The organism is Variovorax sp. J22G73, from assembly GCF_030317035.1.
Taxonomy (GTDB): domain Bacteria; phylum Pseudomonadota; class Gammaproteobacteria; order Burkholderiales; family Burkholderiaceae_C; genus Variovorax.
The window spans coordinates 541123-561236 of record NZ_JASZYK010000001.1; the positions used below are offsets into that span (position 1 = coordinate 541123).

General features: G+C 69.1%; 15 protein-coding genes. 3 read left to right on the forward strand and 12 right to left on the reverse strand.

What is annotated here, in order from left to right; genetic code table 11:
• Nucleotides 1-64 precede the first annotated feature (64 nt).
• The 7 genes from QTI51_RS02430 to QTI51_RS02460 all read right to left on the reverse strand — a co-directional run bounded on the left by QTI51_RS02430 (nt 65) and on the right by QTI51_RS02460 (nt 9700).
• Nucleotides 65-982, reverse strand: a complete 918-nt coding sequence (locus QTI51_RS02430) for a LysR family transcriptional regulator (RefSeq protein ID WP_116908321.1) — start codon at nt 980-982, stop codon at nt 65-67.
• 97 nt (nt 983-1079) lie between these two features.
• Nucleotides 1080-1448, reverse strand: coding sequence for a nuclear transport factor 2 family protein (locus tag QTI51_RS02435; protein ID WP_116908320.1), 369 nt, complete (start codon nt 1446-1448; stop codon nt 1080-1082).
• Nucleotides 1449-1529: 81 nt separating this feature from the next.
• Nucleotides 1530-1928: a 2OG-Fe(II) oxygenase family protein gene (locus tag QTI51_RS02440; protein ID WP_116908565.1), complete on the reverse strand. Its 399-nt coding sequence runs from the start codon at nt 1926-1928 to the stop codon at nt 1530-1532.
• 14 nt (nt 1929-1942) lie between these two features.
• Nucleotides 1943-2521, reverse strand: coding sequence for a hypothetical protein (locus tag QTI51_RS02445; RefSeq protein WP_207786645.1), 579 nt, complete (start codon nt 2519-2521; stop codon nt 1943-1945).
• A gap of 4 nt (nt 2522-2525) precedes the next feature.
• Nucleotides 2526-2948: a VOC family protein gene (locus QTI51_RS02450; protein ID WP_116908319.1), complete on the reverse strand. Its 423-nt coding sequence runs from the start codon at nt 2946-2948 to the stop codon at nt 2526-2528.
• Between the two features lie 16 nt (nt 2949-2964).
• Nucleotides 2965-3615, reverse strand: coding sequence for a putative DNA-mimic protein (locus QTI51_RS02455; protein WP_116908318.1), 651 nt, complete (start codon nt 3613-3615; stop codon nt 2965-2967).
• 52 nt (nt 3616-3667) lie between these two features.
• Entirely contained in the window at nt 3668-9700 is a 6033-nt protein-coding gene (locus tag QTI51_RS02460; RefSeq protein WP_116908317.1) for an alpha-2-macroglobulin family protein, read from the reverse strand.
• A 170-nt stretch (nt 9701-9870) separates the two neighbouring features.
• Here QTI51_RS02460 and opgC point away from each other — a divergent pair, with 170 nt between their 5' ends.
• On the forward strand, nt 9871-11013 hold the full coding sequence (opgC, locus tag QTI51_RS02465; protein WP_116908316.1) for an OpgC domain-containing protein: 1143 nt from the start codon (nt 9871-9873) through the stop codon (nt 11011-11013).
• A gap of 51 nt (nt 11014-11064) precedes the next feature.
• On the opposite strand, the gene QTI51_RS02470 is transcribed toward opgC, so the two are convergent.
• From QTI51_RS02470 to QTI51_RS02480, 3 genes are all read right to left on the reverse strand, one after another.
• Entirely contained in the window at nt 11065-11844 is a 780-nt protein-coding gene (locus tag QTI51_RS02470; protein ID WP_116908315.1) for an SGNH/GDSL hydrolase family protein, read from the reverse strand.
• Between the two features lie 102 nt (nt 11845-11946).
• Nucleotides 11947-12708, reverse strand: coding sequence for an anti-sigma factor (locus QTI51_RS02475; RefSeq protein ID WP_116908314.1), 762 nt, complete (start codon nt 12706-12708; stop codon nt 11947-11949).
• 25 nt (nt 12709-12733) lie between these two features.
• The gene (locus QTI51_RS02480; RefSeq protein WP_286512992.1) at nt 12734-13309 is read right to left on the reverse strand and encodes an RNA polymerase sigma factor; all 576 of its coding nucleotides are present in this window, start codon (nt 13307-13309) and stop codon (nt 12734-12736) included.
• Between the two features lie 161 nt (nt 13310-13470).
• On the opposite strand from QTI51_RS02480, the gene QTI51_RS02485 reads away from it, so the two are divergent.
• Together QTI51_RS02485 and QTI51_RS02490 are read left to right on the forward strand one after the other, a co-directional pair.
• Entirely contained in the window at nt 13471-14010 is a 540-nt protein-coding gene (locus QTI51_RS02485; protein ID WP_116908312.1) for a hypothetical protein, read from the forward strand.
• A 61-nt stretch (nt 14011-14071) separates the two neighbouring features.
• The gene (locus QTI51_RS02490; protein WP_116908311.1) at nt 14072-15448 is read left to right on the forward strand and encodes a tetratricopeptide repeat protein; all 1377 of its coding nucleotides are present in this window, start codon (nt 14072-14074) and stop codon (nt 15446-15448) included.
• Here the strand turns inward: QTI51_RS02490 and QTI51_RS02495 are convergent.
• Both QTI51_RS02495 and QTI51_RS02500 read right to left on the reverse strand, forming a co-directional pair.
• A complete protein-coding gene (locus tag QTI51_RS02495; RefSeq protein WP_286512988.1) occupies nt 15445-16917 on the reverse strand; it encodes an efflux transporter outer membrane subunit in 1473 nt (490 codons plus the stop codon). The genes QTI51_RS02490 and QTI51_RS02495 overlap by 4 nt on opposite strands.
• Nucleotides 16917-20105 carry an efflux RND transporter permease subunit gene (locus tag QTI51_RS02500; protein ID WP_116908309.1) on the reverse strand — a complete coding sequence of 1063 codons (3189 nt, stop codon included), beginning with the start codon at nt 20103-20105 and terminating at the stop codon, nt 16917-16919. Before QTI51_RS02500 ends, QTI51_RS02495 begins: the two co-directional genes overlap by 1 nt.
• Nucleotides 20106-20114 lie beyond the last annotated feature (9 nt).

The following is a 20114-nucleotide window of genomic DNA, read 5'->3' on the forward strand; positions in this document are numbered from 1 at the left end:
TTCTGGGCGACAGCCACAAGAATTACTGGCCCCTTCCTGGGGCGGAAATGCTCGTTTTCGAGGGTTAACCCTCTGAAGCCCCGCTCCAGGTTGGTGCGATTGCAGAGGCCGTGAACTGGTCCGACGCGCGGCACGCCAGCTCGGCCACCAGGCGGATGGCGTCGGAGTCGGCGGCCTCCAGGTGGCTCACCACCAGCCGCTGCGGCGAGATGAGCGCATCGCATTCGATGATGCGCACGTCGCCGATGGCCACGTACTCGTACACCGGCGGCAGCGGCACCAGCGCGTTGCCGAAGCCCGCCTTCACCAGCCGCGCGAGCGCGGAAATCGAGCTCACGCAGTGCACCTTGCCCAGCGGGATGCCCACCGCGCGGTACAGGTTCTTCAGCGCCTCGTGCGGCTGCGAGCCCGGGCTCATGGTGAGCACCGGCTGGCGCAGCAGCTGCTCGACGGTCTGCGTGCCCTCGGCGCTCATCTGGCCGACCCAGCCCATCGGCATCGGCAGGCAGGGCGTGCTCACGATGCCCGCGCCCGCGATGTGGTCGGTCTGCAGCGCGATGTCCAGCGCGCCCTCGCGCAGGCCGCGGTGCAGCGCCAGCGTGGTCTCGGAGGTCAGCTGCACCTCGATGCCGGGGTAGGTGGAGCGCAGGTTGGTCAGGAAGCCCAGCAGCCAGGTGTGCACGACCGTCTCGATGGCGCCGATGCGCACCAGCCCCAGCAGGTCTTCGCGCGGGCGGCCGAGCGAGACGATTTCGCGGCGCAGCTCCAGCAGCCGCTCGCCGTAGTCCATGAGCCGCACGCCCACCGGCGTGAGCCGCAGCTCGCGCGCGTCGCGCTCGAACAGGCGCGCGCCGATGTCTTCTTCGAGCGAGGCCACGCGGTTGGACACCGCCGCCTGCGTGATGTGCAGCCGGTCGCTGGCCGCGCGGAAGCTGCCTAGCCTTGCGGCCCAGAGAAAGGCTTCGACAAATCTTGTATTCATGAGGGCACCTGCGGGGCATTTTGCCGGGATTCGGGCCGGCGTCGTGCAGGTGCGGGTGCGGTGCGGTGCGGTGCAGTGCCTTGCGTGCCCCGCTGCCTCAGCCGCCCATCGAATAGAAGAACTCCTCGCGCACGATGGCGCCGTCCTTCACCGTGTAGAGCCCGGCTTCTTCCATGGTGAAGCGCTGGCCCGTGGCCTTCATGGTCACGTCGAACTCGAAGCCGACGATGAAGCGGTCGTCGTGCGGCCAGGGCCCGGTGATCTTGGCCGAATGCACCTCGTGGTTGTCGCTCCACCACTTGCCCTTGGCCTCGATGGCGGCCAGGCCGACGGCCTCGCGCTGCCCACCGGGTGGCGCGCCCGCCTCGACGCTCACGGCGTCGTCGGCGTAGAGCGCCCTCGCTTCGTCGAACTTTCCTTCCCGGCACAGCGCGACGAGCCGGGTCGCGATTTCCATCGTGGTCATGGCGTTCTCCTGAAAAAAGAGGGGAAGGCAGTTTAGGCCGATGGATGTGACGCCGGGCTTTCAACACTGCCCGTGTCGCGGTCAGCCGTTCGGCGATGCCGGTGCCTTGTCCTTGCGCACCCAGCCCAGCGAGAACACATAGCGGCTGCCGCCCACCACGCGCGTCACGCTGTGCTCGCAGGCGTCGGGCCTGAAGAGCTTGATGCGGCGCGTGGCGAAGATCGGCGCCGCGCACACGAAGTCGCCGCCCGCGCGCGGCGACTTCAGCACGATGTTGAGCCGGTAGTGCCGCCCGAGCTGCACCGGGTCGGTGTGCGGCGGGATCTCGGCGCCTTCGGGGTAGCGGATGAGGTAGCTGTCGAAGGGCAGCGGCCAGCGCGCGGTGGCCAGCAGCATCTTGTCGTAGCCCGTGCCCTGGCGCCCGCGCTGCCAGCGGAAGGCCAGCGAGAGGTAGCTGCGCAGCGATGCGGGGAAGAACATGGCCATGGCCGGGGTCAGCCCACGGTGGGCGCGGCAACGCCGAACAGCGTGGCGGTGAAGGCGCGGTCGTAGTCGGGGTCGCCGCCGAAGCTCAGCGCGATGTGGCCGCGCCAGGTGATGTCGAACCGGTCGGTGCCCGCGACGCGCTCGAACCGGATGCGGTGGCGGGCGACTGCGCCATGGCTGAAGAGGTAGATGTGGAAGGCGTTCGCAGCCTGGTCGGCGGGCGGCGGGTCGTCCACGGTGGCTTCGAAGCCGTCGAGGCCCTGCAAGCTGTAGCCCGCCACCGGCCCCACCTTGAAGCCGGGAAACCCTGGCCACTTCGTGGACGAGAGGGTGCAGCGGTGGTAATTGGTCCAGACGCCGGGGGCTTCCCAGTCGGAGGCGAAATCCTCGCCATCCTCGCCATCCTCTTCGTCATCGTCTTCTTCATCGGCCTGCTCGATCTCACGCTCCGCGTCGTAGGCCGCCGTCTGCAGGTGCAGGTCGAACCACACGCTGCCGTCGCGCACGCTGGCCGTCCACTGGAAGCTTTCCACCGGGTGGCCTTCGGGCCAGGGGTTGCCGGGGAAGAAGATGCGGTCCTGGGTCATCGGGTCATGCGTCGTTCGGCTGGATCAGGTCCCAGCGGTTGCCGCACAGGTCCTGGAAGACCGCCACGGTGCCGTGCGGCTCGTGGCGCGGCGCTTCGAGAAAGCGCACGCCGTGCGACACCATGTGGGCATGGTCGGCCGCGAAGTCGGGGGTGTGAAGAAACAGGAAGACCCGGCCGCCGGCCTGCTTGCCGACGCTGGCCTCCTGCTCGTCGGTCACGGCCTTGGCCAGCAGCAGCGCGGCACCGCCGTCGCGTGCGGGCGCCACCACCACCCAGCGCTTGCCGGGGCCGCGCGGCGTGTCTTCGAGCAGCTCGAAGCGCAGGGCCTGGGTGAAGAAGCGAATGGCTTCGTCGTAGTCGCGCACCAGCAGGGTGACGGTCGCCAGGCGGCGTGGGAGCGGATGTGCAGCGGGGGCAGGGCTCATGGGGCGCCGCCCGCGTTCAGGCAAAGACGATGGCCGTCTTGTGCGCAATGCTCAGCCGCGCCATTTCATACAGCAGCAACCACGACGCGTACTCGCGGTACAGCCCTTCGTCCGTCTCGCCCAGTGCGTCGATGCGCGCGGCTTCCTCGTCCGACAGCTGCCCGTCGACCAAGGTGATGCCGAGCGCGGGCGCGACCTGCACCAGTTCGTCGCGCAGCCGGTACGACGAACCTAGCATGCCGCCGGTCAGCGCCTCGTCTTCCGATTCGGCGTCGGAGAACAGCACCTCGTCGAACTCGACCGGCACGTAGAAGCCTTCCGCGTCCGAGTGGCAGATGAGGTGGCTCTCGGCGATGTCGAGCGCGGCCTGCACCGCCGGGTCTTCCGACGGGTCGGCGCCTTCTTCCACCGGCGTTGCCGTCCAGCCCGGCGACACCACGCTGTGCGCGTAGGCGCGGCGCAGGTAGTGGATGAACGAGTACGGAAACCCGTCGAGCGACGCGCGCGAATCCAGTGCGGGCAGCTCGCGCGGCTCGTCGTGTGGCGGCAGGCCCGCCGACGCGAGCACGCCGTTCACGATCTCGAAGTCGCCCTCGAACCATTCGGCGCCTTCGGGGTCGTTCTGCAAAAAGTCGGCAAGCGTGCCGACGCTGATGGCCAGTCCCATGGGGGTCGTCCTTGTGTCGTGTCTGTCGTGTCTGTCGTTCGTGGACGGCGGCTTACTTCGCCGCCTCCACCTTCACGCGCGCATTGGGCGCCTCGCCGAACATCTCCGGCGCGTACATCGCCTCGACGCGGCTCGGCGGCAGCGCGAAGTCGCCGACGTTGTTCAGGCGCACGGTGTATTCCATCTTCACCACGCCCTTGGGCAGGTACTCGTAGTAGCTGCGGAAGGCCTCGAAGCTGCGTTCCTCGAAAGCCGGCCAGCCGGCGCCGCTCTTCTTCTCGCCCTGCGTGGCGATCTGCGAGTCGCGGCCCAGGCCGCTGCCCAGGATGGTGGCGCCGCCCGGCACCGGGTCGCTGATGACCACCCAGGTCATGTCGGCGCTGGCGTTCACCTCCAGCGTCACGCGCAGCACGTCGCCGCGCGTGTACTTGCCGGCGGTGGCCTGCTCGACCGGGGTGATGGTCTTCTTGATGGCGTAGCCCGCCGCGAAAGGCGCCTTCAGCTGCACCGCGGCAATGGACTGCAACGTGAGCCACGGCTTGCCGGTGCCTTGCTGCGTGACCAGCAGCGTGTCGCGCACCGGGGCGCCCGACGAAGACGCCGCCCACGGCAGGAACATCGTGTTGTTCTTCAGGTTGCCCGGCGAGGCGGGCGCGCCGAAGAAGGTGGTCTGGTTGGGCGCGCCGGCGGCGTCGCTGGTCTTCACGCGCTCCACCTTGCTCCAGTCGACCTGCGCCTTCACCGCGCCCAGCGTGGCGGCGGTGATGCCGGTGACCGGCGTGCTCTCGAACACCTTGCTGAATTTCTCCAGCGCCAGCCCGCCCCACAGGTTGGCGGTGGTGGTGTGCCAGGCGCCGTTCTGCTGGCGGCCGATGAAGCCGTTGGCGAGCTTGCCGATGTCGTCCTTCCAGGCAGGGTCGTCCATCACGCTGAGCAGCAGGCGGGCGGTGTTGACGTCGCCGTTGGTCATCAGCCACCACCAGTAGTCGTTTTGCTCGGTGCTGAAGATGAGCTTGGTGCCCTGGTACGACAGGCGCGCCTTGAGCACGTTGTTGGCCTCGTCCAGGCGCTGCTGGCGCTGCGGCACGTCGTTCACGCGCTTCAAAATGTTCAGCCAGTCGATCACCGCGCTGGTGGGCCACTGGTTGGGCGCGATGGTGATGCTGCCCAGCATGCTGCCCCTGGCCTTGCCGTAGCGCGACAGCGCTTCCAGCGCGGCGAGCTTGCGCACGTCCAGGTCCTTGCGCGGGCTCCAGAACTCGCGCGTGATGCGCCCTTCGACGAAGGCGATCAGGCCCGACTCCATGGGCGCGCGCACGTCGTCGGCCAGCGCGAAGGCGGGGTCGAGGGCGCTGGCTTCGCTGGTGGCCGCGAGCAGGTACGAGGTGAGGATGTCGCTGCCGCGGTTGGCCTCGCCGTCGCGCGGCGGGAAGTAGTTGGCCAGGCCGTCGCTGTCCAGGTAGGTGGGCAGCGTGGCCAGCACGCCTTGCCACATCTTGGCGTCGCGCAGGCCGACCGACTTGCTGGTCTTCTGCTCGAGGCAGATGAACGGGTAGTTGGCGAACCAGTCGCGCACGCCCGGCAGGCCTTCGCCCAGCTTGGGTTGCAGCGACATCTTCAGGCCGCCGCGGCCGGGGAGGGCGTCGGCCGGAGGTGCCACGTCGAGCGTGAACGGCCCGTCGACCTGCACCAGCGTGGCCTGCTGCACCGTGAGCGGCACCGACGGCACGATGCGCTGGCGCACCTTGAGCGCGTCGCGTGCGCCGCCCACGGTGTCCTTGGCCTCGATTTCCCACAGGATGGCCTCGGCGCGCGTCTGCGCGAGCTGCGCGGGCGCGGTCACGGTCCATGCCACTTCACGCGCCTCGCCGGCGGGGATGTCCACCGTCTGCGGCTCCAGCGTGAGCAGGGTGGCGCGCGGCGTGGCCTCGACCTTCATCGGCTTCTGCGTGGTGTTGCGCAGCGTGATCTGGGCGCGGAACTGGTCGTCCTCGCGCACCAGCGGCGGCAGGCCGCTGATGATCTGCAGATCTTGCGTGGCCTGGATGCTGGTCTGCCCGGTGCCGAACAGGTTGGCGCCCGAATCGGCCACGGCCACGATCTTGAAGGTGGTGAGCGCGTCGTTCAGCGGCACCGTCACCACGGCCTGGCCGTTGGCGTCGAGCACCACCTTCGGGTTCCACAGCAGCAAGGTGTCGAGCAGCTCGCGCGTCTGGCCCTTGCCGCCGCCGCCGCCCGCGGGCACGGCCTTGCGCCCGTAGTGGCGCCGGCCGACGATTTCCATCTGCGCGGTCGAGGTGCTCACGCCCCAGCTGCGGCGTTGCAGCATGGCGTTCAGCAGCGCCCAGCTGTCGTTGGGCATCAGCTCCAGCAGGGCCTGGTCGACCGCGGCCAGCGCCACTTCGGCGCCGGCGGCGGGCTTGCCGTCGGGCAGCTTGGCGGTGATGGTCACCTGCGCCTTGCTGCGGATCGGGTAGCTGGGCTTGTCGCTGGTGACGCTCACGTCGAGCTGGTGCGCCTGCGTGCCGACGCGGATCTCGGCCATGCCGAGGCGATAGGCGGGCTTGCTCAGGTCGACCATGGCGGTCGGCGCCACGTATTCCTTGCCTTCGTACCAGAAGGCCGTCCACCACTCGCGCGGCGACTTGAAGCCCCAGGTGAAGAAGCTGTACCACGGCACCTCGCGCAGCCGGCCGCGCAGCGCGAGCACGCTCACGTAGGCGTTGGGGCCCCACTCGGGCTTGACCTGCAGGGTGACGGTCGGGTCCTTGCCGTCGAGCTGCACCACGTGCGTCTCGATGATGCCTTCGCGTTCCACCGCCACCAGCGCGGTGGCGAAGCGGAAGGGGCTGCGCACCTGGAACTTGGCGACCTCGCCGGGCTGGTAGCTCTTTTTCTCGGGCAGCACGTCGATGCGGTCGTTGTCCTCGCCGCCGAACCACAGCTCGCCCTGCTTGGTGACGTACACCGAGCTCACGGCCTTGGCGTCGCGCCCGTCGCTGTCGGTGGCGCTGGCGATGAGTTCGACCTCGCCGGCCTCCTTCAGCTCCGACTCGCACAGCAGCAGCCCGCGCGCGTCGCTCTTGCCGCTGCACACGGTGCCGATGTCCTTGGTCTCGGTCTTGTTGTCGTAGGTGTAGAAGCCGCCCACCATGCGCTTGCGGCTGCTGGTGGTGATGCGCGCCACGGCGCGCACGTTGAGCGTCACGTTGGCCTGGGGCTTGCCCGAGAGGTCGAGCGCCAGCGCCTGGAACTTGAGCTTCTGGCTGGTGGAGACCCAGCCTTCGGTCTTGATGCCCGCGATGACCGATGCCGGCCACAGCGTCTGCGTGCTGCGAATGGTCTGCACCTCGCCGTTCGGGTCGGCGTAGGTGGCCTCCAGCAGCAGCTCGCGCGCCGACTTGACCTTGGGCACCTTGTCGATGGTGAGCTTGCCGGCGCCGTCCTTGTTCAGCGTGACGGGCAGCTTGTCGGCGATCACGCGGGTGTCGTTCACGCTGTTGAGGTCTTCCTCGCCGGCGTTGGAGTCGGACGCGGGGGAGGCGGCTTCGCTGCCGTCGCCCTGCGTGGCGCGCGGCGGGTTGAAGCTGAAGGCGTCGTAGTCGGAAAAGCTCAGCGCCTTGCCACGCACCATGGCCGACACGCGCACCGGCAGGTTGGCGGCGCCGCCGCCGGCCACGTAGTTGATCTGCACGTCGGTCGGCACGCTCGTGGCGGCGACCAGCGGCTTCTTGTCGGTGGGCGCGATGCGGCCTTCGAGCACGGGCAGGCGGAATTCCTCGACGCGGAACATGCCGGTGCTGAAGCTGCGGCTGTAGCCGCCTTCTTCACCGTCGCTGTCGTTGTCGCCGTCGCCGTTGGCGTCCTTGCCGGCGCCGGTGCGCAGCATCACCTCGTACACGCCGAGCTTGGCGGCCGGCGGAATGGCAAAGCTGTTCTCCGCGCTCAGGCCGCCGGTGGCGGTCTTGCGCCAGGTGAGCGGCTGCGTGAAGCGCTGGCCGCTGCCGGTGTGGGTGATGACGAGCGTGTCGGGGCGCTTCTCGGGCAGGCCGAAACCCTTGCTGGTCTGCGTGCGGATCAGGCTCTTCATCGACACCGTTTCACCGGCGCGCAGCAGCGTGCGGTCGAAGATGGTGTGGGCGATGCGGTCGGGCTCGGGCTGCAGGTTGGTGGGCACGTTGAAGCGCCAGGGCTCGATGCCGCGCTGCCAGTCGCTCCAGGTGAAGGCGAGGTCTTCCACGCCCTTTTCGTCCTTGGCGCGGGCGCTGACGAACCAGGCGCCCTGCTCGTATTCGTTCGGGCCGTTGCACGTGGGCGCCTGCGGCGAAATGCCGTTGAGCATCACGATGCCGTTGGCGTCGGTGGTGCCGGTGGCCACGGCCTTGCCGTCGCAGCCGGACACGCGCACTTCGGCGCCGGCCACGACCTTGCCCTTGTCGAGCGAGGTGACCCAGGCCATCGAGTTCTCGCGGCCCAGCTTGAAGTGCACGGCCAGGTTGGTGGCCAGCGCGGTGGTGCGCACGTACATCGTGCGGCCGGCGTTGTAGCGCTCGTCGAGCAGCGCCTCGCCCAGCTTCTGCGAGGCGATTTCGAGCACATGGAAGCCCGGCGTCAGCGGGATGCCGATGACTTCGAAGGGGCGCGGATCGCCCGCGTCCGACTTGGGCATGTCCAGCGCCTTCACGCCCGGCTGGCCGGCCAGCAGCGACAGCATGCGGGTCTGCACGTTGTTGCGGTCGTCCTTGTCGATGACCGGGGGCAGCGGGCCCTTCACGTCCTTGCGCGCCTGCTCGCGCAAGATGGTGTAGCTGTCGTAGCGGCGCACCTTGCGGAACCACGCGATGATTTCCGCGTCGGTCTTCGGGTTCATGTCGCTCACCTTGCCGGGCGTGAGCGCGTTCACCATCAGCTGCGGCTCCACGCGTCGCACGGTGACCGGCATCATGGCCGGGGTGTCGGGCTCGGCCAGGCGCTCGACCACGCCGAAGGGCGAGGCGGCGAACTTGGCCAGCGGCGGCATCATGCCCGTGGCCACCTTCAGCGGAAAGCTGCCGGGCGAGGCCAGCGGGCGGCCCGAGGCGTCTTCGAATTTGGAGGGCAGCTCGATGCTGAACTGCGTGCTCTCGGCCAGCGGCGGGCCGAAGTACACGTCGTTGACCACGTCGTCGTCGCTCTGCGTGCCGCCGCCGTCGGACAGCTGGGCCTTGACGGTCTTGTCCCCGCCCTTGAGCTCGATCTGCGCGGCCAGCTTGCGCGTGACCGGCGCGTTGAAGTTCAGCTGCATCGGGCGCAGCGGCAGGCAGGCGGCCTGAGCGTTCTCGCGCTCGCAGGTGAACGACACGGCAAACGGTTCGCGCACCTGGAATTCGAGACGGCGTTCCACGTTGTTGGCCACGCCCGAGGGTGTTGCGACGCCCTTGCCGTACACCACCTGCACCTTGGCGCCCGGCGTGAGCGTGCGGTTGCACTGCAGCGTGACGAAGCGCAGCGGGTCTTTCTCGGCGGCCTTGTCGCGGCCGAAGGCCTTGAGCAGCCCCGCGCGCTGGTCGCCGTCGAGCAGCTTCACCGGAATGCGTTCGCCCACGCCGTCGGCCGCGCACCACACGTTCTGGCGCACGCTGTCGAGCGTGGCCGCGCCGTTGAGCTCGAGCATGAACATCTGCTGCTCGTCGATGCGGCTGTAGCTGCCCGGCATGTAGTTGCGCACGAAGGGGCCGCCGGTGTTGAACTGGTAGCGCTCGGGCCCGGTCAGCTCGCCGCCGGCGCTGGGCTTGAAGGTGGGAACGCGCGTGACCGTGCAGCGCACGCCGGGCGGCAGGTCGTTCTCGAAGTCGTAGACCCAGGCCTTGGCGTCGGTCCAGCGGCCGGTGCCCTTGCCGGCCTGCGCGTCGGAGCAGCTCACCGTGAGCGGGGCGGGCGCCTTGGGGTCGCCGAAGTTGACGGCGGCCTGGTCGAACTTGGCGACGATCTGGCGCACCCGCGCCACCTCGCCCTGCGGGCTCAAACTGGTGATCTGAAGGGCAAAGCTCGGGCCGGCCAGCAGCACGCCGGCGGCAAAGAGCCATGTGGGAACGAAACGGGTCACGGGAACTCCTCCTTGGGGCAGCGCGCAGCGTAGCCGATTTGCACGTCAATTCGACAGTGCCAAGGGTCATATGTCGCCGTGCGGCGAGCCGGGCGTACGCCACTCTTCTTACAATCGGGGGCTGTCTTGCGTGTGCCGCGCGGACCGCCACCAAGACCTCGCCGCCACCGATGAAACGCTACTGGGAAATAGACGCCTTGCGCGGGCTGATGCTCGTGCTGATGACCGTCACCCACCTGCCCACGCGGCTGACCGACCCGCTGGGCCAGCCCTTCGGTTTTGTCTCCGCCGCCGAAGGCTTCGTGCTGCTGTCGGCCTTCGTGGCGGGGCTGGTGTACAGCCGCATCGGCTTCGCGCGCGGGGTCGACTCGATGCGCCAGGCCTTCTGGCGGCGCGTGGTGAAGGTGTACCTCTGCCAGGCGGCCATCCTGCTGTTCCTGTTCACGGTGATCGCGGCGGTGGGCCTGCACATCGACCAGCCGGCGGTGAAGAACCTGGTGTCCTACTACCTGGCCGAGCCGCGCGACGGCTTCCTGTTCGGGCTGCTGCTGGTCTACGAGCCCGCGCTGCTGGACATCTTGCCGATGTACATCTTTTTCATGCTGTTGAGCCCCTGGGTGCTGGCCTTTGCCATGCGCCACGGCTGGACCTGGGTGATGGTGGCGAGCGCCGTCGTGTGGGGAGCGGCGCAGTTCGGCCTGAGCGAGTGGGTCTACGGGCTGGCCGTGCACTACCTGGGCGTGCCGGTGCCGTTCCACGAGATGGGCGCGTTCAACACCTACGCCTGGCAGTTTTTATGGTTCTCGGGGCTGTGCATCGGCGCGACGCGCAGCGGGCCCGACGCGAAGCCGCTGCGCTTTCCGCCATGGCTGCTGGCGCTGGCCGCGGGCATTGCGCTGTACGGCCTGTACTGGCGCCACCACGGCATCAACGGGCAGGCGCCTTTCGGTGGCGACGTGGAACTGAACCTGCTTTTCGACAAGTGGCAGCTCGGCCCGTTGCGGCTGGTGAACCTGGTGGCGCTGGGCATCGTGGCGGTGCGCTTCGGCCCGTGGCTGATGCGCCGCATTCCGCGGCTGCGCTGGCTGGAGGCGATGGGCTCGGCCTCGTTGCCGGTGTTCTGCGCGCACCTGGTGGCGGTGCTGCTGGTACTGGCCTTCTATGGCGACAGCCAGACGGCGCGGCCCTGGTGGGGCGACGCGCTGCTGCTGGTGGCGGTGTTCGCGGGGATGTACTTCGTGGCGCGGTTCACGCGCGGGGCCGATGTGCCGCCGCCGGCGGACGACGTGCCGACGGAACCTGCAAGAGCTTGAGCTTGAGCTTGAGCCTGAACGCAGGCTCGAGCTCGGCCCGGCCCGGCCCCGTCAGGGCAGCGAGGCCGTCGGTGCCGGCGCGATGCTCGGCAGGTGCGGCGCGATCACCGCGTGCCACAGCCGGTAGCCTTCGTCGGTCATGTGCAGCTTGTCGCCACGGAACAGCTCCATGCGCGGGCGGCCGTCGGCACCGAGCATGGGCGTGTAGATGTCGATGTACTCGCTGTTGGGCAGCAGGTTGAGGTAGGCCGACACCACGTGGTTGGTCTCGCGGATCTGCGGCAGCAGCTGCTCGCGCGAGGGGCTCGGCTTGACCGACACGAAGCTGATGCGCGTGTCGGGCAGCTCGGCGCGCACCGCGTTGGCAAAGCGCGCGAAGCTGTCGAGCACCTGCAGCGGCGTGCGGCCTTCGGCCAGGTCGTTGTCGCCCGCGTACACCACCACTTGGCGCGGCTTGTAGCGCACCACGAGGTCGCGCGCGAACAGGCTGCAGTCGTTCAGCGTGGAGCCGCCGAAGCCGCGGTTGACCACGCCGCCGGGCACGCGTGGAAAGTCTTGCTGCAGGCGCGTCCACATGCGCACCGTGGAGCTGCCGACGAACACCACGCCGCCGGGCGATGGAAAGCGCTCCTGGTCGGCGCGCGCGAAGGCGGCCAGCTCGTTGTGCCAGCGCTCCTTGGCGGCGAGGTAGTCGCGGGCGAGGGCGGCCTCGGCGGCGGCCGTCTCGGCTTCCTGCGGAAAAAAGGAGGAAGACTGCGCGTGCGCGCCGAGCGCTGCGGTGAGCAGCGCGAGGGCAGCGACCTTGGAGAGCGCGGCGAACGCGGTTTTCATCGAAGGCATCGAGCGGATCGACCGGATCGAAAGTGGCGAAAAGGCGAAGGACAAGGCGGGTTTCTCTCACGGCGCCTCGCGGCGCCGTGGCGGCATGAAAGCCTAGATTGTCTTCTCGATGAGGGCGCCCTTGAACACGACCGGGCCTTTGGGCCCGCTGCCCGGCGGCACGCCGCCCTTGGCTTCGAGCGTGACGGCCAGGGTCGGCACGGCCTGCACGTCGGATTGCGAGGCGGCCAGGCGCAGCGCCGGGGCCTTGTCCATCACGCCGAGCGAGCGCGGCGCGGCGCCGGGCGCCAGGGCCCACAGCTGCAGCGACTTGTCGTCGCCTTCGCTGTAGCTGCCCACGCGCTGCAGCGACAGCTGCTTCTTCTTCGGGTCGAAGGTCACCAGCATCGAGGCGGCCGACTGATCGTCGGACAGCACGGCCACGTACTGCACCACCGGTGCGTTCTGCAGCTGGTCGCGCAGGTTGAGGCCGACCACCACGGCCAGCACGGTGGCCAGCGCGCCGGCGGCCGTGGCGCCGCGCCACAACGCCAGGCTGCGCAGCCAGCCGCCGGGTTGCGGCTTGGCGGCATCGCGGGCGTTGGCGGCGTCGCGCTGGCGCTCGATGGCGACCTTCGCCTGCTCGGCGTCGATCATGTTGCGGATGCGCGTCCACACGGCGGGGTCGGGCACCACCGAGGGTTGCAGCTCGGTCATGCTCGCGAGCCGGCCTTGCCAGACCAGCGCCGCGGCGCGCACCGGCGCCTGTTCGCGCGCCATGGATTCGAAGCGGCGGCGGGCGCCGCCGCGCAGGGTGCCGAGCGCGTGGCTGGCGGCAAGTATTTCTAGCAGTTCGGGGTGGGCAGTGAGTTTCATGGCAGGCCTGTCTTCTTCGTCACCCTCAAGCGAAGCGTCCCATGCAGACGCGAAGTTTTTCCAGCCCGCGCCGGATCCATGTCTTGACGGTGCCCAGCGGCAGCTTCAGCTGCTCGGCCAGTTCGCCGTGGCTCATCTCGCGCAGGTAGGCCAGGCTCACCACTTCGCGTTGCCGGCCCTCGAGCTGGGCCAGGCACTGGTGCAGCGCCCAGGCCTGCTCGCTGGCATCGGCCGTGTCGATCGGGTTGGGGGCGTCCGACTCCATCTGGTCGGCCATGAGCTCGTCGAATTCCTGGGTCAGCTGCGCCCGGTCGGCGGTGCGCCGGCGCAACAGGTCGAGCGCCCGGCTGCGCACGATCAGCCCCAGCCACGCCAGTGGCGGGCTGAGCGAGGAGCGATAGTCGCCGGCGACTCGCCAGACCGTCAAAAAGGCTTCCTGGAGTACGTCCTCGGCCCACTCGCGCTGCCGCACGACACGCATCGCCAGGCCCATGAGCTTGGGTGAGGTGCGGTCGTAGAGCTGGCGCAGGGCGGCTTCGTCGCGATGGCCGATCCGGTCGATCAGCGCCATCAGTTCGGCGTCGGGGCTGGGTGCAGTCATCCGCGGATTGTCGGGCATCGGTGCGCATGCCAGATATACGGGCTGTCCCGCCGCCCGGATTCAAGCCGCCGGAAGCTCACCTTCAGAAACATTCGCAAACACAAGTTGTAAACGTATACTGCGCCGCAAAACGAGGGGCGCACCAGCGCGGGTGAGAAGGAATGAAGCAAATTGCGATCGTCTTGGCGCTCTGCGTGGGCGCCTGGTATTTCTTCGTGGGCGGCCGCAAGCTCGACGAGCCCATGGTGCGCGACTACTACCAGAACGAGGCCCGCGCCATTGCCGCGCGCGACGCCGACCGGCTGTGCAAGCAGCTCAGCCGCAAGGTGGTGATAGAGAGCAGCACCACCGTCATGGGCCGCACCGAGTCGACCACCCACGACCGCGACAGCGCCTGCCGCGGCGTGCACAAGACCTTCGAGAACCTGCAGCAGGTGACCGAGCGCACCGGCAGCATCCTGGCAGTGGAGTACGACTACCACATCGATTCCGTCGAGGTCGCTCCCGACCGCAGGAGCGCCGTCGTCAAGGGCACCAACGTGCTGAAGATGGGCGAGTCGGCGCTGCAGCTGAAGACCAGCTTTCACCAGCGCCTGGAGCGCGAGCTCGGCCAGATGCGCCTGGTGCACGCCGAGGACAGCACCGTGGTGCGCCTGGGCGGGCGCGGCGCGATGAGCCAGAGCGACTTCTTCCGCAAGTAGTCCCGCCGATCCCGCCTCCCTCCACACCCCTTCGCACTCCAAAGAGAAAGCAGGCGCCGCCATGCTCGCCATCCGGGATTCGTTGCCGCCCCCACCGCCGTTCTGGCACCGCCTGAACAGCTTCTTCGCCTTTCCGTTCCAGCTGCGGCCGCTGGCGTACGGGCTCATCCTGTCGTTCTGCAGCCTGCTGTTCGAGGGCATCTTCTTCCTGCCCGACGCGCTGGCGCTGGTGCTGATCGAGATCGGCATCATGCTGGCGGCCAGCCGCTACGGCTTCAAGGTCATCGCGCTGGGCGCGCGCGGCATCCGCGACTCGGCCGACTTCGGGCGCGAGTCCAGCGACGAGTGGACCTACCTGCCGTGGAAGCTGTTCGCCATTTCGCTGGCGCAGGCCTTCCTCATCGGGTGGCTGGCGTACTACGCGCCCATCCTGGGCACGGTGGGCCTGTTCGTCATGTCGTTCACTTTCCCGGCGGCGGTGATCGTGCTGGTGCAGTCGGGCAGCTTCTTCCAGGCGATGAACCCGGGCTACGTGATGGAGACGATGCGCACCATCGGCTGGCCGTACGCGCTGCTGTGCTTCTTCCTGTTCCTGCTGAGCACGGGCGCGCAGGTGGCGCTGTCGCTGGTGCTGCCGATGTTCGACGGTCGCATCGTGCTGCCCATCGTCAACTTCGCCTTCATCTACTTCGGCTGGGTCATGGCCAGCCTGCTGGGCTATGTGATGTTCCAGCACCACGAGGCCTTCGGCTTCGACGCGGTGGCGGGCAGCGAGATCGACGGCGCAGGCCCGGTGGAGCGCCGCACGCCCGAGCAGATCGCGGCGCAGCGCACCGACGCCGAGGTGGCGCAGCTGGTGACCGAGGGCGACCTGCCCGCCGCGCTGGGCATCGCCTACGAGGCGCAGCGCACCGCCGCCTCGGACGACCTGGCCGCGCAGCGCCGCTACCACCGCGTGCTGGCGCTCATGCCCGACAAGAAGGACACGCTGCTCGACCACGCGCGGCGCTTCGTTCCGCTGCTGATGCGGCGCGACCTGACTTCCGAGGCGCTGAAGGTCTTCAAGGCCTGCAAGGAAAAGGACAAGGCCTTCTCGCTCGACGACGCGGCCATGGTCATCGCCATGGCGCGCGCCGAGTGGCGCGGCGGCGACGCCCACGCCACGCTGGCGCTGCTGTCGGGCTTCGACAAGCGCTTTCGCGGCCACGAGACGATTCCGCAGGCCTACGAGCTGGCCGCCCGCGCGCTGGTGCAGGGCCTGGGCCGCGCCGACATGGCGCAGCCCATCCTGAGCACGATGGAAGCGCGCTACCCGAACAGCGAGCAGACGCAGGAAGTGCGCTGGCTGCTGCGGCCCATGCCCGCGAGCCCGGCGGCCGACGCCGCTGCCAGCGCGCCCCCTGCGCCTGCCGCGCCTACCTCGTCCACAGCCCCCTAGCTTTCCTTCCAGCCGCCGCCCAGCGCCTTGTAGATCGCCAGCCGGTTGGTCTGCTCGGTGAGCTGCAGGCTGATGAGGCTCTGCTGCGCCGCGTAGTACGCGCGCTGCGCGTCGAGCACGTCGAGGTAGTTGCTGGCGCCGCTGCGAAACAGCGACTGCGACAGCTCGAAGCTGCGCGAGGTGGCGCCCAGCAGCGAGCGCTGCGCGGCCAGCCGCTCGGCCAGCGTGCGCCGCTCGGCCAGTGCGTCGGCCACTTCGCGGAAGGCCGTCTGCACCGCCTTTTCATAGGTGGCGACCTGGATCTTCTGCTGCGCCTGCGCCACGCCGAGGTTCGCGCGGTTGGCGCCGCCGTCGAAGATCGGCACGCTGACCGAAGGCGCGAAGCTCCACGCCTTGCTGCCGCTGGTGAACAGGCCCGACAGCGTGCTGCTCGCCGTGCCCGCCGAGGCCGTCAGCGCAATGCGCGGAAAGAACGCCGCGCGCGCCGCGCCGATGTCGGCATTGCTCGCGCGCAGCGCGTGCTCGGCGGCCAGCACGTCGGGGCGCTGCTGCAGCACGCTGGAGGGCAGGTCGGGCGGGGGCACCAGCAACTGTGCAGTGATGGCCGGTTCGTCGGTGCTTGCTGCGCCGGCCGCAGGCACCACCGGCAGCAGCTCCGCCGGCGGCGTGGCGCCGACCAGCAGCGCCAGCGCGTTGCGGTCCTGCTCGACCTGGCTGTCGAAGGCCGCGGCGTCGGCGCGTGCCGCATCGACCGTGCTCTGCGCCTGCGCCAGCGCCAGGCCCGACTGCGCGCCGAGCCTGTGGCTGCGCTCGATGAGTTCGAAGGACTTGCGCTGGCTGTCGAGCGTGCCGCGCGCGAGCTGCAGGCGCTGCTCGTCGGCGGCCAGCTGCAGCCAGGCGGTGGCCACGGCCGCGACCAGGCTGATCTGCGTGCTGCGCTGCGTGGCTTCGGTCTGGAAGTAGCTTTGCAGCGCCGCTTCGTTCAGGTTGCGCACGCGGCCGAACAGGTCGAGCTCGTAGCTCGTCAGGCCCAGGTCGGCGCTGTACTGCGAGGCGATGCGGGGCTCGCCGCTGTTCGACAGGCTGCCCGGCGTGCGCGAGCGGCTGCCGCCCGCGCTGGCGTCCACCGTGGGGAACAGGCCGGCGCGCGCAATGCCGTACTGGGCGCGCGCACGCTCGATGTTCAACGCCGCCACGCGCAGGTCGCGGTTGTTGGCGAGCGCGAGTTCGATGGTGCCCTGCAGCCTGGTGTCGACGAAGAAGCTGCGCCAGCCGACATCGACCGGCGCGGCTGGAGTACTTGCCTGCACGCCCGAAGCGGGCAGCGCCTGCGGCACGGGCGAAGCCGGCGCCACGTAGTCGGGCGCGAGGTTCACGCAGCCCGCGAGCACGGCCGATGCAAAGGCCGCGAGCGCGACCGAGCGAAGCGGCAGGCGGGGAAGCAGGGACGAGGGAAGTGCGCGCTTCATCAATGGCCTCCCTGTTCCGCCGCGCGGTCTGCCGCGTGTTCGGTGACGGCCTCCGTTTTCGCGGGCTTTTGCCGCCCGGCCAGCCATCCGCGAATCAACGCGAAGAACAGCGGCACGAAGAAGATGCCCAGCGCCGTGCCCACCACCATGCCGCCCAGCACCGCGGTGCCGATCGACTGGCGTCCGCCCGCGCCCGCGCCGGTGCCGATGGCCAGCGGCAGCACGCCGAAGCCGAAGGCCAGCGAGGTCATCAAGATGGGCCGCAGCCGCAGGCGCACCGCCTGCAGCGTGGCCTCGACCACGCCCTTGCCCTGCTCCTGCAGCTGCTTGGCGAACTCGACGATGAGAATCGCGTTCTTCGACGACAGCCCCACTGTGGTCAGCAGCCCGACCTGGAAATACACGTCGTTGCTCAACCCCCGGAAGCTCGTGAACAGCAGCGCCCCCACGATGCCCAGCGGCACCACCAGGATCACAGAGAACGGCACCGACCAGCTCTCGTACAGCGCGGCCAGGCACAGGAACACGAACAGGATCGAAATGGCGTACAGCATCGGCGCCTGCGCACCCGACAGCCGCTCCTGGTAGGAGGCACCGGTCCATTCGTAGCCGATGCCCGGCGGCATCTGCTTCATTACCTCGTCCACCGCGGCCATGGCGTCGCCCGAGCTCACGCCCGGCGCCGCGTCGCCCACGAACTCGTAGCTCGGGCTGCCGTTGTAGCGCTGCAGCTGCGGCGAGCCGTAGCTCCAGCGCGAGCTGGAGAACGCGGGGAAGGGCACCATCTGCCCCAGGCTGTTGCGCACGCTCCAGCGGTCGATGTCCGCCGGCAGCATGCGGAAGTCGGTGTCGCCCTGCATGTACACGCGCTTCACGCGGCCCTTGTCCAGGAAGTCGTTGATGTAGGTGCCGCCCATGGCGCTCGACAGCGTGCTGTCGATGTCCGACGTGGCCAGGCTCAGCGCCCCGGCGCGCGCGTCGTCGATGTCCACCGCGAACTCGGGCGTGTCGTCCAGGTTGTTGCTGCGCACATTGACCACTTCGGGCCGCTTGCCCAGCAGCTCGATGGCCTGGTCGCGCGCCTTCACCAGCGCGTCGTGGCCCAGGCCGTTGATGTCCTTCAAGTGAAAGTTGAAGCCCGCGTTGGCGCCCAGCCCGCGCACCGCCGGCGGCAGCAGCACGAAGATGCGCGCGTCGCGGATGGTCGACAGGTCCTTGTTTGCGCGCCGCGTCAGCTCGGCGGCCGACTGGCCCTTGCCCGTGCGCTCGGCCCAGTCCTTCAGCTTGACGAAGGCGCGCGCCGAGCTCTGGTCGCCGTTCTGCCCGGTGATGACGTTCACGCTCAGCACCTCGTCCTGCTTGCCGAAGTACTGCTGCACCTGCTCGACCACGGGCTGCAGCCGCGCGTTCGACGCGCCCGGCGGCAGCGTTACCTGCACCTGCAGGAAGGCCTGGTCTTCGTCGGGCAGGAAGGAGGTGGGCAGCCGCATGAACAGCAGCGCCATCACGCCCGCGATCAGCAGGTACACCACCATGCTGCGCTTGCCGCGCCGCACGATGCCGCCGACGATGCCTTCGTAGCGGTCGGCGCTTCGGTCGAAGCCGCGGTTGAAGGCCGCGAAGAAGCGGTCGACCCGCCCCAGCAGGCCGCGGCGCGGCGCGGCGTTTTCGCCATGCGCGCCCTCGCGCACCGGCTTGAGCAGCGTGGCGCACAGCGCCGGCGTGAGCGTGAGCGCCACGAACACCGACAGCGCCATCGCCGAGACGATGGTGATCGAAAACTGCCGGTAGATCACGCCCGTGGAGCCGCCGAAGAAGGCCATGGGAATGAACACCGCCGACAGCACCAGCGCAATGCCGACCAGCGCGGGCGTGATCTCGGCCATCGACTTGCGCGTGGCCTCCTTGGGCGACAGGCCCTCCTCGTGCATCACGCGCTCGACGTTCTCCACCACCACGATGGCGTCGTCCACCAGCAGGCCGATGGCCAGCACCATGCCGAACATGGTCAACGTGTTGATGGAGTAGCCCGCCATCGACAGCACGCCGAAGGTGCCCAGCAGCACCACCGGCACCGCGATGGCCGGGATGAGCGTGGCGCGCAGGTTCTGCAGAAACACGTACATCACCAGCACCACCAGCAGCATGGCTTCCACCAGCGCCTTGACCACCTCGTCGATGGAGGCGCTCACGAAGGGCGTGGTGTCGTAGCTCACGAAGGTCTGCAGCTGGTTAGGGAACAGCGGCTTCAGTTCCTCGACCTTGGCCTTCACGGCCTCGGCCACCTGCACCGCGTTGGCGCCGTCGGCCAGCACCACGCCCAGGCCCGCGCCGGGGCGGCCGTCGAGCTGCGAGCGCACCGTGAGGTTCTCGGCGCCCAGCTCCACGCGCGCCACGTCCTTCAGGCGCACCACGGCACCGTCGGGCGTCACGCGCAGCACCACGTTCTCGAACTGCTCCACCGTCTTCAGCTTGCTGCGCGCGGTGATGGTGGCGGTGAGCTGCTGCTGCGCGCTGGCCGGCAGCGCGCCCAGCTGGCCGGCCGACACCTGCGCGTTCTGCGCGGTGATGGCGCTGTTCACGTCCGAAGGCATCAGCGCGTACTTGCGCAGCTTGTCGGGGTCCAGCCACAGGCGCATGGCGTAGCCGGTGCCCAGCGTCTGCACCTCGCCCACGCCGTCGATGCGGCTGATGATGTCCACCAGGTTGCTGGAGATGTAGTCGCCCACGTCCACCGCCGAGGCGCTGCCGTCGCCGGAGTACATCGACACGATCATCAGGAAGTCGTTGCCGCCCTTGGTCACGGTGACGCCGCGGCTTTGCACCTGCTGCGGCAGGCGCGACATGGCCTGCTGCAGCTTGTTCTGCACCTGCATCTGCGCCACGTCGATGCTGGTGCCCGCGTTGAAGGTGAGCGACAGCCGCGCCACGCCCGACGAGTTGCTGGTCGACTGCATGTACAGCAGGTTGTCCAGGCCCTTGAGCTGCTGTTCGATGACCTGGGTGACCGAGTCTTCCACCGTCTTGGCGGAAGCGCCCGTGTAGGTGGCGTTGATGGACACGCGCGGCGGCGCGATGTCGGGGTATTGCTCCAGCGGCAGCGTGCGGATGGCCATGAGCCCCGCCAGCATGACGACGATGGAGAGCACCCACGCGAAGATGGGTCGGTCGATGAAGAACTGCGCCATGTCGCTCGG

Excerpts from the sequence above, each read along its gene's own strand:
- QTI51_RS02430 (WP_116908321.1), bottom strand. The coding sequence starts at position 982 with ATGAATACAAGATTTGTCGAAGCCTTTCTCTGGGCCGCAAGGCTAGGC.
- QTI51_RS02435 (WP_116908320.1), bottom strand. The coding sequence starts at position 1,448 with ATGACCACGATGGAAATCGCGACCCGGCTCGTCGCGCTGTGCCGGGAA.
- QTI51_RS02440 (WP_116908565.1), bottom strand. The coding sequence starts at position 1,928 with ATGTTCTTCCCCGCATCGCTGCGCAGCTACCTCTCGCTGGCCTTCCGC.
- QTI51_RS02445 (WP_207786645.1), bottom strand. The coding sequence starts at position 2,521 with ATGACCCAGGACCGCATCTTCTTCCCCGGCAACCCCTGGCCCGAAGGC.
- QTI51_RS02450 (WP_116908319.1), bottom strand. The coding sequence starts at position 2,948 with ATGAGCCCTGCCCCCGCTGCACATCCGCTCCCACGCCGCCTGGCGACC.
- QTI51_RS02455 (WP_116908318.1), bottom strand. The coding sequence starts at position 3,615 with ATGGGACTGGCCATCAGCGTCGGCACGCTTGCCGACTTTTTGCAGAAC.
- opgC (WP_116908316.1), top strand. The coding sequence starts at position 9,871 with ATGAAACGCTACTGGGAAATAGACGCCTTGCGCGGGCTGATGCTCGTG.
- QTI51_RS02470 (WP_116908315.1), bottom strand. The coding sequence starts at position 11,844 with ATGAAAACCGCGTTCGCCGCGCTCTCCAAGGTCGCTGCCCTCGCGCTG.
- QTI51_RS02475 (WP_116908314.1), bottom strand. The coding sequence starts at position 12,708 with ATGAAACTCACTGCCCACCCCGAACTGCTAGAAATACTTGCCGCCAGC.
- QTI51_RS02480 (WP_286512992.1), bottom strand. The coding sequence starts at position 13,309 with ATGACTGCACCCAGCCCCGACGCCGAACTGATGGCGCTGATCGACCGG.
- QTI51_RS02485 (WP_116908312.1), top strand. The coding sequence starts at position 13,471 with ATGAAGCAAATTGCGATCGTCTTGGCGCTCTGCGTGGGCGCCTGGTAT.
- QTI51_RS02490 (WP_116908311.1), top strand. The coding sequence starts at position 14,072 with ATGCTCGCCATCCGGGATTCGTTGCCGCCCCCACCGCCGTTCTGGCAC.
- QTI51_RS02495 (WP_286512988.1), bottom strand. The coding sequence starts at position 16,917 with ATGAAGCGCGCACTTCCCTCGTCCCTGCTTCCCCGCCTGCCGCTTCGC.
- QTI51_RS02500 (WP_116908309.1), bottom strand. The coding sequence starts at position 20,105 with ATGGCGCAGTTCTTCATCGACCGACCCATCTTCGCGTGGGTGCTCTCC.